At 37.8% G+C, this 14,823-nt stretch carries 15 protein-coding genes; all 15 read left to right on the plus strand.

Going from position 1 to position 14,823, the window contains the following annotated elements:
- Positions 1–124: 124 nt before the first annotated feature.
- The gene (locus BHU72_RS06590) at positions 125–472 is read left to right on the plus strand and encodes a PilZ domain-containing protein (RefSeq protein ID WP_069701827.1); all 348 of its coding nucleotides are present in this window, start codon (positions 125–127) and stop codon (positions 470–472) included.
- Positions 473–519: 47 nt separating this feature from the next.
- Complete coding sequence (gene dapF / locus BHU72_RS06595) at positions 520–1,350, plus strand: diaminopimelate epimerase (protein WP_069701828.1); 831 nt, start codon at positions 520–522, stop codon at positions 1,348–1,350.
- Positions 1,351–1,463: 113 nt separating this feature from the next.
- Complete coding sequence (locus tag BHU72_RS06600; protein WP_069701829.1) at positions 1,464–2,345, plus strand: YicC/YloC family endoribonuclease; 882 nt, start codon at positions 1,464–1,466, stop codon at positions 2,343–2,345.
- A 53-nt stretch (positions 2,346–2,398) separates the two neighbouring features.
- Positions 2,399–2,680, plus strand: a complete 282-nt coding sequence (gene remA / locus BHU72_RS06605) for an extracellular matrix/biofilm regulator RemA (protein WP_069701830.1) — start codon at positions 2,399–2,401, stop codon at positions 2,678–2,680.
- 8 nt (positions 2,681–2,688) lie between these two features.
- Positions 2,689–3,303, plus strand: a complete 615-nt coding sequence (gene gmk / locus BHU72_RS06610; protein ID WP_069701831.1) for a guanylate kinase — start codon at positions 2,689–2,691, stop codon at positions 3,301–3,303.
- Positions 3,304–3,322: 19 nt separating this feature from the next.
- On the plus strand, positions 3,323–3,523 hold the full coding sequence (gene rpoZ, locus BHU72_RS06615; protein ID WP_069701832.1) for a DNA-directed RNA polymerase subunit omega: 201 nt from the start codon (positions 3,323–3,325) through the stop codon (positions 3,521–3,523).
- A gap of 99 nt (positions 3,524–3,622) precedes the next feature.
- Positions 3,623–4,816 (plus strand): bifunctional phosphopantothenoylcysteine decarboxylase/phosphopantothenate--cysteine ligase CoaBC, encoded by a 1,194-nt coding sequence (gene coaBC / locus BHU72_RS06620; protein WP_301553498.1) that lies wholly within the window; start codon positions 3,623–3,625, stop codon positions 4,814–4,816.
- 5 nt (positions 4,817–4,821) lie between these two features.
- A complete protein-coding gene (gene priA, locus BHU72_RS06625; protein WP_069701833.1) occupies positions 4,822–7,308 on the plus strand; it encodes a primosomal protein N' in 2,487 nt (828 codons plus the stop codon).
- A 19-nt stretch (positions 7,309–7,327) separates the two neighbouring features.
- Positions 7,328–7,786, plus strand: a complete 459-nt coding sequence (def, locus tag BHU72_RS06630) for a peptide deformylase (RefSeq protein ID WP_069701834.1) — start codon at positions 7,328–7,330, stop codon at positions 7,784–7,786.
- Between the two features lie 38 nt (positions 7,787–7,824).
- A complete protein-coding gene (gene fmt / locus BHU72_RS06635) occupies positions 7,825–8,790 on the plus strand; it encodes a methionyl-tRNA formyltransferase (RefSeq protein ID WP_069701835.1) in 966 nt (321 codons plus the stop codon).
- A gap of 28 nt (positions 8,791–8,818) precedes the next feature.
- Positions 8,819–9,643 carry a DUF116 domain-containing protein gene (locus tag BHU72_RS06640; RefSeq protein WP_069701836.1) on the plus strand — a complete coding sequence of 275 codons (825 nt, stop codon included), beginning with the start codon at positions 8,819–8,821 and terminating at the stop codon, positions 9,641–9,643.
- Entirely contained in the window at positions 9,603–10,991 is a 1,389-nt protein-coding gene (gene rsmB / locus BHU72_RS06645; RefSeq protein WP_069701837.1) for a 16S rRNA (cytosine(967)-C(5))-methyltransferase RsmB, read from the plus strand. The genes BHU72_RS06640 and rsmB overlap by 41 nt, the downstream gene beginning before the upstream one ends.
- A gap of 24 nt (positions 10,992–11,015) precedes the next feature.
- Positions 11,016–12,056 (plus strand): dual-specificity RNA methyltransferase RlmN, encoded by a 1,041-nt coding sequence (gene rlmN / locus BHU72_RS06650; RefSeq protein WP_069701838.1) that lies wholly within the window; start codon positions 11,016–11,018, stop codon positions 12,054–12,056.
- A gap of 18 nt (positions 12,057–12,074) precedes the next feature.
- A complete protein-coding gene (locus BHU72_RS06655; RefSeq protein WP_069701839.1) occupies positions 12,075–12,860 on the plus strand; it encodes a Stp1/IreP family PP2C-type Ser/Thr phosphatase in 786 nt (261 codons plus the stop codon).
- Positions 12,860–14,815, plus strand: a complete 1,956-nt coding sequence (gene pknB, locus BHU72_RS06660; RefSeq protein WP_083248301.1) for a Stk1 family PASTA domain-containing Ser/Thr kinase — start codon at positions 12,860–12,862, stop codon at positions 14,813–14,815. The genes BHU72_RS06655 and pknB overlap by 1 nt, the downstream gene beginning before the upstream one ends.
- The last annotated feature ends 8 nt before the right edge of the window (positions 14,816–14,823 follow it).

The following is a 14,823-nucleotide window of genomic DNA, read 5'->3' on the forward strand; positions in this document are numbered from 1 at the left end:
AATGATTGCGAAATATATATACTAATTCAGAATATTTGCGTGCGTATCTTCTGTGCTTGCATTATAATGGGAATGGAAAGAGATGCTGTATCTGTGAGAATACTTATACGGGATGGTGTTTTCTATGGAAAGACGGAGACTAGATCGATTTGGTATGAACATACCAGTTATGTTAGAGGTGCATCAGTGGGAAGGTGATGGATCTTTTAAAGGGCAGAAGATTGAAGGCATTCTCAGTGATATTTCTGAGAAAGGTTTGGGCATCATCTCAAAATACCCTTTAGCAATAGAAATGTTTGTTCAAATTACAATTGTCAATGAAGAACAGATTTTACCGCTTATAGGGAAAATTATAAGAATAGAGATTCTAGAGCCAAATGAGCAATTTAAGTACGGTTGCATCTTGTCAGGAACATCTTTAAGCAGACAACTTGCGTTACAAGACTATATTCATAATAAGTTCGGAGCTTAATAAAAGATTATAAAATATATTGGATTGGAATAAAGGAGAGAATCAAATTGAAATTCACGAAAATGCATGGTTTAGGGAATGATTTTGTTGTAGTTAATGAAAAAACTGTACCTACAGATGTACTGGATTTAGCAGTCAAAGTATGTGATCGCAATTTTGGTGTAGGGGCTGACGGTTTAGTATATATTCTACCATCGGAAATAGCGGACTTCCAAATGCGTATCTTTAACTCTGATGGAACGGAAGCGGAACAATGTGGAAATGCGATTCGTTGCGTTGCTAAATATATCTATGATTATCAATTAACGGCTGCCACGGAAATAAACTTAGAGACGAAAGCCGGCATACAGGCTGTCTCGCTTACAGTTGTGGATAGTAAAGTAACGGCTGTGCGAGTCAATATGGGCTCTCCAATCTTGGAAGGCGAAAAGGTTCCAACAATTTTTAATGAGAATCCTGTGATAGAAAAGGAAATCATGATTGATGGCACCTCTCTATGCTTCACTGCTGTTTCTATGGGAAACCCACATGCCGTGATATTTGTTGATACAATTGAAAATCACTTTGTGAAAGGTCTAGGACCTATCATTGAGAAACACGAGTATTTCCCACGTAAGACGAATGTCGAATTTGTTGAAATTCTGAACCAATCAGAAGTGAATATGCACGTATGGGAACGTGGGTGCGGCGAAACCTTAGCCTGTGGTACTGGGGCATGTGCTACTGCTGTTGCGGCTTACTTAACAGGACGGACAGGGCCAAGTGTAACGGTGCGTTTAAAAGGTGGAGACTTATTTATTGAATGGGATCAAGAACAGAATGTTGTTTACATGACTGGACCTTCGACGGTAGTTTTTACAGGAACATGGCTTTTATAGTATTATAATAAGGCGAATTAGCTAGTAATGCGCGGAAAACTGGCCAAAAGGTTAGTTTTCCTTGTATTTATTATGATATTTAAGTAAAATAAGGTATTGAGAGAAGGATACATATGTTAAAAAGTATGACTGGCTACGGGAGATCAACTCAATCTTTTCTTGGCTACAGTGTTACTGTTGAGATGAAGGCTGTGAATCATCGCTACAAAGAGGTTGTGATTCGAATGCCTCGCGATATCATTTCATTAGAAGAGCCAATCAAAAAGCGAATTGGTGATCGTGTAAAACGTGGTAGAGTTGATGTATTTATAACCATTGAGCAAGACAAAGGTTTACAAGAATCAATTCAAATCAATCCTGATATCATCGCAGCATATATTATAGCAGCCAAGAAAATTGCCGAAGAGCATCCAGATGTCAAAAATGACTTATCAATACTTGATATCATGAGACTTCCTGACGCCGTTTCAGTGAAAAAGTTCGAAATTTCAGTGGATGAGTTTGCTGAGCCATTAGGATTACTCGTTGAACAAGCCCTTGTCGAACTCTTAGAGTTTCGAAAAAATGAAGGGATAAGTCTTGAGCAGGATTTCCAAAATCGTCTAGCAGTCACAGAAGAGTATGTATCAAGCATCGAAACTACAATCCTTTCATCAATTACTGAATATACTGATAAATTAAGAAAAAGATTAAATGAATTATTAGTAGACATCAACATTGATGAAGATCGTTTAGCACTTGAAGTCGTTATATTTGCCGATCGGACGAACATAGATGAAGAACTTACGAGGTTGAAAAGCCATATATATCAATTTCGCAAGTTTTTAAAAGAGGAAGACGCTATTGGCAGGAAGTTAGATTTCTTAGTACAAGAAATGAATCGTGAAATCAATACCATTGGTTCAAAAGCAAATCATATAGATTTAAGTAATTATGTAATTGAAGTCAAAAGTGAATTGGAAAAAATAAGGGAACAAGTTCAAAATGTTGAGTAAATAGTGAAAATTAGGTAAAAATAGAGTTTGTCTATTGATTAGGAGGAGTCATTATGAGTATTAAGCTTATAAATATTGGGTTTGGTAATATCGTATCTGCCCATCGAATTATTTCCATTGTAAGTCCGGAGTCAGCACCTATTAAACGTATCATACAAGAAGCAAGAGACCGTGGTATGTTAATAGACGCAACTTATGGTCGTAGAACACGAGCTGTCATTATAACGGACAGTGATCATGTGATTCTATCGGCAGTTCAACCAGAAACAGTGGCTCATCGCCTGACATCAAAAGATACTTCTTCTTCATCAGCTGCTGATGAAAGTGATGAATAGAGGTAAGTATGAATAGAGAAGAAGGATTATTAATTGTTTTATCAGGGCCTTCAGGTGTGGGAAAAGGTACTGTTTGCAAGCAAATTCGTTGTAGACAGAAATTGCAACATCTAAAATATTCGGTATCTGCGACAACTCGAGCTCCTCGAGAAGGAGAAGCCAATGGGGTCGATTATTTCTTTAAACAAAAAGAAGAGTTTGAAGATATGATAAATAATGGCGAGTTGCTTGAATGGGCGAAATATGTAGATAATTATTATGGAACCCCGTATAGTTTCGTACAAGATCAGTTAAAAGCAGGGTATGATGTAATTCTTGAGATTGAAGTACAAGGTGCTTTACAGGTACGGAAGCGTGTTGGGAAAGAAGGAATCTTTATATTTTTAGTTCCTCCGAATGTTGAGGAGTTAAAACGTAGAATATTAGAACGTGCTTCTGAAACAGATGAGTCGATGAACAGGCGTTTAAAAGCGATGGAACAAGAAATGAAACTGATACAGCATTATGATTACTGCGTAGTCAATGATGATATCCAACTCACTTGTGAGTTAGTCGAGTCAATTGTGAATGCAGAACATTGTAAAGTGGAACGAAACAAAATCAAGTATGAACAATGGTTGTAAGCGAATAGGGGGTTAAAATATGTTATATCCATCAATTGATAAATTGTTAACAATGGTAGACAGTAAATATACGTTAGTAGTGGCAGCTTCAAAAAGAGCAAGAATTCTTAATGAAGGTGAAGAGTCTCTATTATTATCCACGCATAACAAGAAAAATGTAGGAATTGGACTTGAAGAAATCTATAACAAAAAAATTAACTGTGTACATGAAAATAAATAATCAGTAAAAGGCAGCCACAGGTTGTCTTTTATTTTTATCCTTATATTAAAAATATGTTACACTAAAGATATATAGTATGTGACGATGGAGGGATACGTTGTGAAACGAGTAGTGATTGGAGTTACTGGTGGAATAGCAGCCTATAAAGTAGCAAATATCTGTAGTAAACTAAAACAAAATGGGAACGATGTGCGAGTCATGATGACGCAGTCAGCAACAGAGTTCATAACCCCTCTAACGTTTCAATCCTTGACCGGAAATCGGGTAATTAGTGATACATTTGAAACACCTGATGCAGGTGTCAGCCATATTGAATGGGCAGAATGGGCAGATTGCATTCTAATAGCGCCAGCCACAGCGAATATCATCGGAAAAGTTCGGCACGGAATCGCGGATGATTTCGTCTCTACAATCCTTATGGCTACCAGAAAACCAGTACTTTTTGCACCGGCAATGAATGTTCATATGTATGAGAACCCAATTGTTCAGAGTAACATTCAAGAGTTAATGCGGTATGGTTACCATTTTATTGAACCTGATGAAGGTTATCTAGCATGTGGTTACCACGGAAAAGGTCGTCTTGCGGATGAAAACAAAATAATTAATGCTGTAAATCAATTAATCAATATAGATGCACCGAACAATCTTTCGTTGCATGGGAAGCACATTCTAATTACGGCAGGTCCAACGCAAGAAGCAATAGACCCTGTACGTTATATATCGAACTATTCTAGTGGCAAGATGGGTTATGCTTTAGCAGAAGCCGCCGTCATTCTTGGCGCTAAAGTGATGTTAATATCTGGGCCTACAAATTTGGCAGTGCCAAAGGGGGTCTCCGTAATCCAAGTCATTACGGCAGAACAAATGCTAAATGCTGTACTGGAAGAATTGCCGAGACATGATATTGTTATCAAATCAGCGGCTGTCGCAGACTATCGACCAAAGCAATTTGCATCGCAAAAAATAAAAAAGACCGATGGGTTTATGACGATAGAACTTGAAAAAAACTCTGATATTCTATTGGAAATTAAAAATCATAAACTGCCTCATCAGGTGATTGTTGGTTTTGCGGCAGAAAGCGAAAATGTTATAGATAACGCGAAAAGTAAATTATTGCGAAAAGATCTTGATATGATTGTGGCTAATGACATATCACATGGTGATAGTGGTTTCATGGTCGATAATAATAAAGTAACAATCCTAACGCGAAGTGGACAATCCATAGATTTACCGCTTCAGTCCAAACAGATAATAGCGAGAAGGATTCTTGAACAAATTCAAAATAAAGAGTGATTAGAATGTATGCTAAAGTGATGGTAGACGTGCCTACGAAAGGTGAAGGCTATTATACGTATAAAGTCCCTAATGAACTACAGAGTTCTCTTATGAAGGGAATGCGCGTAATCGTACCATTTGGTAGGAAAAAGGTTGAAGGTTTTGTTACGGATATACAAACGGATTTAGTTGATATAGACATATCAAAGATTAAGATGATTGACGAATTATTAGATGATCTTCCTGTTTTAAGTGAAGAAATGTTGCAATTAGGACAGTGGATGTCGGAACGGTATTTCAATCGGAAAACGACAGTTTGGCAATCCATGCTTCCTGCGGGTATTAAATCTTCTGCTCAATTGGTTATCAATAGCACGATCACAGCGGAACAATTACAAGATATTATTATTAGTGAGCTCGAGAGAGAAATCTTAAATTACTTAATATTTCATCCGAATTCTCGATTGATCCAATTGCAAGAAAAGTTTAAAGACATTGAGCAAACCCTAGAACATCTAAAGAAAATGAATTATATAGAAGAAAAAAAAGCATTCTCGATTCAATCTAGGCCCCAAGTTCTACAATATGCAAAGTGGAATTTAAAACCGATTGAGTTTCATACGTTAGACGAACTCAATAGTGATCAGGATAAAGTGCTTGATCAAATGTTTAAGAAGGCACCCAAACAAAAAGCAATCGCAAAGTTATTATTGATGCCTGAATATGCGAGCGGAATGGCAGTCACTTCGATAATACAAAAGCTTGGTTCTACTAGGCAAACACTGAAAGCAATGGAGAACGCAGGGTATATCACTATTACTGAAAAAGAGATATTAAGAACCCCAGATTCCCAACCTTTTTTGCCTCAAACTAACATTTCGCAACTGACGGATGAGCAAAAGCTAAGCTTACAACAAATCAAGGAAAGTATTGACCAGCGCACGAAGGATATCTTTCTCTTACATGGCGTTACAGGTAGTGGAAAGACAGAAGTTTACATTCAGGCTATTGACAGTGTACTTAAGAAAAAACGACAGGCAATTGTGTTAGTTCCAGAAATATCTTTAACCCCTATCATTGTCGACAGATTTAAGCAGCGCTTTGGTGACAAAGTAGCCATTATGCACAGTCGATTAAGCGTTGGAGAAAGATATGATGAGTGGAGAAGAATACGAAGTGGACAAGCAGAAGTAGTGATTGGTGCTCGTTCAGCGATATTTGCTCCATTTCATAATATCGGGATTATAATCATAGACGAAGAACACGAGGCAAGTTATAAGCAAGAAGAGACACCACGTTATGATGCTAGAGAAATCGCTATTTTTCGGGCGAAATGGCATGAAAGTGTAATTGTATTAGGCAGTGCTACTCCGTCAGTAGAGTCTTATTTCTGCGCTCAAACTGGTAAATATAAGCTTTTGGAGCTTAAAGAAAGAGTACATCAACAAGAAATGCCTGAAATGCTCATTGTTGATATGAGGAAAGAACTTTCTAAAAACAATTACAGCTCCTTTAGTCACTTACTACAAGAAGAATTAATCAGTACCTATGAAAATGGGCACCAATCTATTCTATTTCTAAATCGTAGGGGACATTCAAATACCGTAATCTGTCGAGATTGCGGGAAAGTGAGTTATTGCCCGTTTTGTCATGTATCGATGACTTATCATCATAAAGCAAGTAAGCTTCAGTGTCATTATTGTAATCATCAAATAGACCACGTGAATCGATGCGAAACCTGTAAGGGTGATAACTTACAACTATTTGGATTAGGCACTGAAAAAATAGAAGAGCAAATTCGTGAACTATTGCCCACAGCAAAAGTGTTACGAATGGATGTCGATACGACCAAGAAAAAAGGTTCCCATCAAGCAATCATTCAACAGTTTCATAGTGGCAAAGCAGATATTTTGATAGGGACACAAATGGTAGCAAAGGGGTTAGATTTTCCTAATGTCGCTACAGTGGGTATTATTTCTTCTGATGTTGGATTGAATCTTCCTGACTTTAGAGCTGCGGAGAAGACATTTCAACTCATTACTCAAGTCGCTGGAAGAGCGGGGAGGCACCATGTACAAGGGAAAGTCATTGTGCAGAGCTATAACCATGACCACTATAGTATCCAACACGCCATTCATTACCGATACCAGGAGTTTTATCAAGCGGAAATTGAAATGAGGAAAAAGTTAGGTTATCCGCCATTTAGTCGATTGGTATATTTCACTGTGACCCATAGTGCAGAACAGACTGCAAGGGATTTCGCTAAGAAGTTTGTCGATATGTTAGAACAAATCAATCAACAGCATGATTCGAGAATCTTCATTCTTGGTCCAACGCCGTCCCCTATTTCAAAAATTAAAAATCAGTTCCGATTTAGCATTATTCTTAAATATGCACAATGGAACGAAACAAGTCAAATGATACAAACTGCAGTTGCAGGAATTGCAGATATCATGTATAAAAGTAATGTTATACTTAATATTGATGTGAATCCGCAAGTGTTATTATAAAATTATTGGAGTGATTGTAATGGCAATTCGTATCATACGAAAAAATGAAGATCCAGTATTGCGAGAAGTATCAATTCCTGTTCAAAATATCAACAAAAATGTCCATAAATTATTAGATGATATGGCGGATACTATGTATGATGCTGATGGTGTTGGCTTAGCTGCCCCACAGATTGGTATCCTAAAACGTGTAGTTATCATCGATATTGGTGATGGAATAATTGAGTTAATTAATCCAGAAGTTATTGATGCATCGGGTGAAATGCCTGGACCAGAAGGATGCTTGAGCTTTCCAGGACTTACTGGAGAGGTATGCCGATCAGAGTTTGTTAAAGTGAAGGCATTAGACCGAAATGGTGAAGAATTTACAGTCGAAGGCACAGGACTATTAGCGAGGGCTTTACAACACGAAATCGATCACTTGAATGGTGTTGTATTTCTCGATATAGCAGAAAACATCTATGAGAATAAGAGATAACGAAATAAGAAATATCGAATTGACAAGGAGGTAATAGAATGCGCATTTTGTTCATGGGTACACCTGACTTTGCGGTTCCTTGTTTACAAGCATTAATTGACAATCAATATAATGTGATTGGCGTCGTTACACAACCGGACCGTCCAAAAGGAAGAAAATTACAATTAGCTCCACCGCCAGTAAAGGTTCTGGCTGAACAATATAATATTCCTGTATACCAACCAGAAAAAATCTCTAAAAGAGAAGAAGTGGAACGTTTTCAACAGTTAGATATTGATTTAGTGGTTACTGCCGCATTTGGACAAATCTTGTCGAATGATTTTTTGGCAATCCCGAAGCTTGGTTGTATCAATGTGCATGCGTCATTATTGCCTAAGTATAGGGGAGGAGCACCCATCCATTGGTCAGTGATTAATGGAGAAACTGAGACTGGTGTTACCATTATGTATATGGTTCAGAAATTAGACGCTGGTCCTATGCTTACTCAGAAGAAAGTTGCTATTTTACCTACTGATACCACGGGTATTGTCTATGAGAAAGTAACACAGGCAGGCGCAGAATTGTTAATAGAGACATTACCAGATTTGATCGCAGGTCGTCTTAATCCGGTGGAACAGACAGAAAGTGAAGCTACATTTGCATATAACATTTGTCGTGAAGATGAACGAATTGATTGGGACAAACCAGCAATTACAATATATAATCAAATTAGAGGGTTAAATCCATGGCCAGGAGCTTACACATACTATCAGAATCAAGTGTTGAAGGTATGGGCTAGTGAAATTTACCCGATGAATAGAAATCAGAGCATGGAAGAAAATGATACTAAGGAAGATATACCAGGGATGATTGTCAGAATTGATAAAAATGGCATTGTCGTGGCTACTGGTGCAGGTTATCTATTGTTAACAGAATTACAACCTGCGGGTAAGAAGAAAATCCTTGGGAAAGACTTTGTGAATAGTGGGAAAGTATTGATAAAAGATATTTTAGGGAAAGAGTAGAATTAAAGGTTTAGAAAGGAAGTTATTCATGGATTTTAACGCATACGCTCCCAAACGAATTTTCATAGGACTTGTATTAGGTGCTGTATTACTGTTTAGTGGACTCATTTACTATGTATGGCATGTAGGGATGAATCAGGATACAGAATTATATAGAACTATTTTCACTGCGATTATCGTCGCCAGTTTAATTCTTATGGGGTTTATAGGGCTTGTGTTTGGAGGTATGATCATTACCATTGTCCGATCGGAATCTTTTTCAGTGCCATTAGTTCAAAATCTTATGCGATTTACAATTAGCTATTTCTTTCCTTTGGCACTGCAAATTGGGAAAATATTAAGAATTCAAAAGAAACATATCATGCAATCATTTATTCAAGTGAATAATCAAATGGTGTTAGCGAAAAAAATTAAAGTTCCAGCCGAAAGAATCCTTTTACTACTACCACATTGCGTTCAGAACGCAGATTGCAAACATAAAATCACTCGAGATATTAACAACTGTGTTATGTGCGGAAGATGCCCCGTCAATCAATTGATGGAAATTCGAGATAAACATCATGTTCATTTACGAGTTGTAACTGGTGGGACGTTAGCAAGGCAAATAGTAAAATCAGTAAGACCTAAGGCGATAGTAGCAGTAGCTTGCGAAAGGGATTTAGTCAGCGGTATTATTGACAGTCTACCTTTACCAGTGTTAGGTGTATTGAATGTTCGACCCAATGGACCATGTTTTAATACGCAAGTAATATTCGAAGAAATCGAAATAGCGATTGAACAGCTTAAACAAGACGTAATCTGGAGTGAACAGGATGAATCGGAACAAAAGCACAAACAAAAAGAACACGCGTAAGGTTACCAATGCAAGAGAAAAAGCTTTAGATATATTGGTAAAAATCGAAGAAAATAGCGGGTTTAGTAATCTAGTGTTACAAAACGAGCTAAAAGATACTCCCTTTGATAAGAGGGATCGTGGCTTAATAACGGAACTTGTATATGGCACAATCCAAAGAATGAATACAATTGATTTCATAGTGAATCACTTCTTAACTAAGAGAAAAATTGAAACACTTGATACTTGGTTAAAACAATTACTTCGCATGGCGGCATATCAAATACGTTTTTTGGAGAAAATTCCAGAACGGGCAGTTGTCAATGAATCAGTAGAAACAGCAAAACGCTGGGGTCATCAAGGAATATCATCGTTCGTTAACGGGGTATTGCGAAATCTCATTCGATCACCAGAACTGCCTTTGTTGCCAAATAAGGACCGAAAACCGATTGAGTATTTTTCATTGTCGTACTCCTTTCCAATCTGGATGATCGAGAAGTGGATCGCGCAATATGGATTAGAAAAAACAGAAACAATGCTAGAAGTGATGGTTCAACCTGCGCCATTCACCATTCGACATAACACATTAAAAACAGAACCAAGTACCTTTGAAGGCCTTCTAAGTGAAACGCAACTTCAGTGGGAAAAGAGTCCCTATGTGAAAGAAGCATATTATGTAAAGGGAATAGGTGATGTTTCTCAAAACAAACTATTTACCGAAGGGTACTTTACAATACAAGATGAAAGTTCCATGCTAGTTGCAACAGTCTTGTCTCCAAAGTCAGATGAGCTAATTCTTGATGCATGTTCAGCACCAGGTGGCAAAACGACTCATATCGCTGAGATTCAAAGGGATAAAGGTAAAGTTATTGCCAATGAAATACACCCACATAAGATTTCTTTAGTTGAACAATTGGCGAAACGTCTCGGAATCCAAAGCATAGAAACACATCTTGGTGACTTTTTGGAGTTTGAGTCTGAACAGCTTTATTCAAGTGTCCTTTTAGATGCACCATGCTCAGGGTTAGGTGTCATTCGCAGAAAACCAGAGCTAAAATGGAATATAAAAGAGGAATCAATTGCTGATTTAATTCAATTGCAACAACGCCTAATTCGCCATGCTGCAAAATACGTTCGACCTGGTGGAACTTTAGTCTATTCTACTTGTACTATAAATCGAGACGAGAATATTAATATCATAGAACAATTTCTTGCAGAACACTCTGAGTTTCAACCTGCAAGAATTCAAGAGTACATACCAGAATCAATTCAATCAAAAATTAACATGAGTCATGAGCATATGGTTCAGATTTTCCCTCAAGACATGAATTCAGATGGATTTTTTATTGCGAAACTACGTAAGCTTTAAAAACAAATATACGGAGGTCTAACTTTGAAACAACTATTATTTGGAGATTTAACATTTGACGAAATGTCAGATAAAGTAGTAAAAATGGGACAAGCGAAATTTCGTGCGGCACAAATATATGAATGGATCTATCAGAAACGTGTGAACCAAATTGATTTAATGACGAATTTACCGAAAGTATTTCAGCAACAGCTGACGGAAGAGTTTATATTCCCTGGCGTAAAACAGGTAATGAAACAAGTATCTAAAGATAAAACAATCAAGTGGCTCTTATCAATGCAAGATGACGCAAATATAGAGACCGTATTAATGCCGAGTAATTATGGCAATACGGTTTGTGTGAGTACACAGGTTGGATGCAAGATGGGATGTTCTTTTTGCGCTTCTACAATTGGTGGAATTGAACGCAATTTATCGTCAGGAGAGATGGTAGAACAAGTTTTGCATGTACAACGTTTTCTTGATTTCCAAAAAGAACGGGTTAGTAATGTCGTGATTATGGGCTCTGGGGAGCCGTTAGATAATTACAATGATACAATAAAATTTATCCAGGTGATCAATCATGATAAGGGATTAAATATTGGGCAGCGTCATATTACCCTTTCTACCTGTGGAGTTGTTCCAAGAATTTATGATCTAATAAAGGATGCACCACAAGTAACTTTATCCGTTTCCTTACATGCTCCTAATGATGAATTACGATCTGAGATCATGCCGATTAACAAAAAGCACCGATTGGTGGACGTAATACAAGCATGTAGAGATTTTGTAGATATGACAAGAAGACGCATAACCTTCGAATATGCTTTAATTGAAGGCAAAAATGACCTACCAAAGCATGCGAGAGAATTGGCTGAGTTACTTAATCACCTTATGTGCCATGTGAATTTGATTCCTGTCAATGAAGTTGCTGAGAGAGATAATAAACGCACAAATGATAATGGTGTAGAAAAATTCAAGCAAATTTTAGAAAAAGGTGGCATTTCAGTCACGGTAAGAAAAGAACGTGGGGCGGATATTGCAGCAGCTTGCGGTCAATTAAGGGCTCAAGCAACGAAACAATAACCAAAGGTGGGAGCAGGAATGGAATGGGCCGCGAAGAGTGATGTAGGATTAGTTCGCAAAACCAATGAAGATAGTTTTCTTGTGAGAATACAAGATGGGAAACAGTCAATTGCTATTGTAGCCGATGGTATGGGAGGACACCAAGGAGGAAAGATTGCTAGTAAGATCACAGTAGAGACAATATTAGAAGGTATCGATCAGTTTTATCCAGAAGATCGTGACCAAATTTATGAGATAGATTCTACTGTAGCGATTAAAAGAGCAGTCAAATTCGCGAATCAACGCGTCTACGATACGGCACAGGAAGATAAACAGCTTGCGGGTATGGGAACAACAGTCGTGATCGCATTATTGAACGCTGAACAAGTGGAAATAGCACATGTAGGCGATAGTCGAGCTTATATAATCTCTAAAAATGGATTAACGCAAATTACCGATGATCATTCGCTAGTCAATGAACTTTTGGCACAAGGTAAGATTACTGAGGAAGAGGCAATCCATCACCCGCAGAGAAATATGATCACAAGAGCATTAGGAACAAGCGCATCCGTTATTATCGATATTGCCAAGCATGTATGGGAATACGAGGACATCCTACTGCTTTGCTCCGATGGTTTAAGTGAATCAATATCGTCGGAGGTAATCCTTCAAACATTCTACGAAGGTCATAGCTTAGAAGATGCAGTAAATTCACTATTAGAAAAGAGTCTACAAGCTGGCGGAAAAGACAATATTACGATTGTAGCGATTAAAAACTTATCAAATCATAACGATGAGAAATTCATAGAGAGGGGGAGTAACTGATGAATAACAAAAGGCTTGGGAATCGATATGTTCTTTTGGAGAAAATCGGAAGTGGCGGAATGGCTGTCGTATATAAAGCTACTGACGCGATTCTCAATCGGACTGTCGCAATCAAATTACTCCGAAGTGAATTCTCTCATGATCCTGAATTTGTTAAAAACTTTGAAAATGAAGCTCAATCAGCTGCAAGTTTGTCCCATCCAAATGTCGTCAGTATTTTTGACGTTGGCAAAGAAAAAGATGATCACTACATCGTAATGGAGTACATTGATGGTAAAACATTAAAAGAAGTCATTCAAGAACGTGCACCTCTTCCCACTGCAGAAGTGATAGAGATTTCTAAACAAATCTCTGAAGCATTAGATCATGCCCATCAACACGGTATTATACATCGTGATATTAAACCGCACAATATACTGATTAACAAGTTTGGCAGAATTAAAGTTACTGACTTTGGGATTGCTAGAGCGGTGACAACGTCAACTCTTACGTATCAAACAGAATCAGTTCTTGGTTCTGTGCATTATTTCTCTCCGGAACAGGCCCGCGGGGGTGTCTCTACTGAAAAGTCAGATATCTATTCCTTAGGTGTTGTAATGTATGAAATGCTAACGAACAAACTCCCGTTTTCTGGTGATAGCCCAATCAGTGTAGCATTAAAGCATTTACAAGATGAAATTACAGAACCAAGCATACATAATCAAAATATACCGGATAATTTAGAAAATCTAGTTCTTAGGACTTTAGCGAAGGACCCTTTACACCGTTATCCTTCAGCTGAGAAATTACTGAAAGATTTAAAACATGTACTCGATCCCAAATACTCGATAGAGAAATTAAGTACGATTGTGGAACAAGGGGAGCCGACTAGAGTAATACCTGTAATTAAAGAGACCACTCCTCGAAGAAATAGAAATGATATTCAGAATAACACTGCTAATGCAGAAGATGTGTCATCTCAATTACAAGAAGAACATAAAAGCATAATTGATCATACGGGATTTAGAATAGGTGTAGCAGTTTTCTTTGTTGCTTTGTTAGTGTTCGTGTCGCTCTATGTATATCGATCATTTACCGATATATTGTATGTTCCAGAGGCTCGAGTACCTGTTGTTGAAGGTGAGTTACTTTCAGAAGCTATACTAAAGTTCGAAGAGTTGGGCTTTGAAGCGAGCAATATCGTCGAGGAATATAGATATGACCAAGAAGTGCCAGAGGGACATATTATCCGACAAGATCCTGTGGGCAACTCACGCGTAAAGGTAAATTATTCTCCATTGACGCTCTTTATAAGTAAGGGTAAGGAGAGGACCACAATTCCTAACGTTATCGGGAATACCGCTAGTAGAGCTAAATTTTTATTAGAGCAACAAGGTCTACAAGTCGAAGTGATTGAGGAATTCAATGAAAAAGTGAATTCAGGGGAAGTATTTAATCAAGTTCCTTCAGCAGGAGAAGAAGTAATCCCAGGGGATACAGCGGTCACTATTCATGTTAGCAAAGGGTTAGAATCCTTTAAAATGCCTAATTTAATCACCCTATCTCTAGCAGAAGCAGAGAAACAATTACAAGTGAATGGTTTAGTGCGTGGAACCATATTCCAAGAACCAAGTTATGTGGTTCAGCGTGGTGAAGTGATACGACAAGCACCAGTGAAAGCTGATGATGCCGTAACAAAAGGACAGATTATCGACCTATGGATTTCTAGTGGGTATCCAGCGGATGCTAGGTATTATGAGGAAGCGATTTTCGTGCGTCCTACACAGATAGGTACTAAATCTGATGTTGTAATTAAAGTCAGTGATGCACGTGGTAAGGCCCAGGTATTCTATCAGAGAACAATCGTTGACGAAGAATTATTTAACGTACAACTGGTGTTAGCGCCGCAAACGATTGGTGTCATTGAAGTATATTTAAATGGAGTATTCGTTGATTCGAAAGCGGTATCTTATTGATACCGCTT

The organism is Desulfuribacillus stibiiarsenatis (assembly GCF_001742305.1).
GTDB lineage: Bacteria > Bacillota > Bacilli > Desulfuribacillales > Desulfuribacillaceae > Desulfuribacillus_A > Desulfuribacillus_A stibiiarsenatis.

Excerpts from the sequence above, each read along its gene's own strand:
- BHU72_RS06655 (WP_069701839.1), top strand. The coding sequence starts at position 12,075 with ATGGAATGGGCCGCGAAGAGTGATGTAGGATTAGTTCGCAAAACCAAT.
- def (WP_069701834.1), top strand. The coding sequence starts at position 7,328 with ATGGCAATTCGTATCATACGAAAAAATGAAGATCCAGTATTGCGAGAA.
- BHU72_RS06600 (WP_069701829.1), top strand. The coding sequence starts at position 1,464 with ATGTTAAAAAGTATGACTGGCTACGGGAGATCAACTCAATCTTTTCTT.
- fmt (WP_069701835.1), top strand. The coding sequence starts at position 7,825 with ATGCGCATTTTGTTCATGGGTACACCTGACTTTGCGGTTCCTTGTTTA.
- gmk (WP_069701831.1), top strand. The coding sequence starts at position 2,689 with ATGAATAGAGAAGAAGGATTATTAATTGTTTTATCAGGGCCTTCAGGT.
- pknB (WP_083248301.1), top strand. The coding sequence starts at position 12,860 with ATGAATAACAAAAGGCTTGGGAATCGATATGTTCTTTTGGAGAAAATC.
- priA (WP_069701833.1), top strand. The coding sequence starts at position 4,822 with ATGTATGCTAAAGTGATGGTAGACGTGCCTACGAAAGGTGAAGGCTAT.
- remA (WP_069701830.1), top strand. The coding sequence starts at position 2,399 with ATGAGTATTAAGCTTATAAATATTGGGTTTGGTAATATCGTATCTGCC.
- rsmB (WP_069701837.1), top strand. The coding sequence starts at position 9,603 with ATGAATCGGAACAAAAGCACAAACAAAAAGAACACGCGTAAGGTTACC.
- BHU72_RS06640 (WP_069701836.1), top strand. The coding sequence starts at position 8,819 with ATGGATTTTAACGCATACGCTCCCAAACGAATTTTCATAGGACTTGTA.
- BHU72_RS06590 (WP_069701827.1), top strand. The coding sequence starts at position 125 with ATGGAAAGACGGAGACTAGATCGATTTGGTATGAACATACCAGTTATG.
- rpoZ (WP_069701832.1), top strand. The coding sequence starts at position 3,323 with ATGTTATATCCATCAATTGATAAATTGTTAACAATGGTAGACAGTAAA.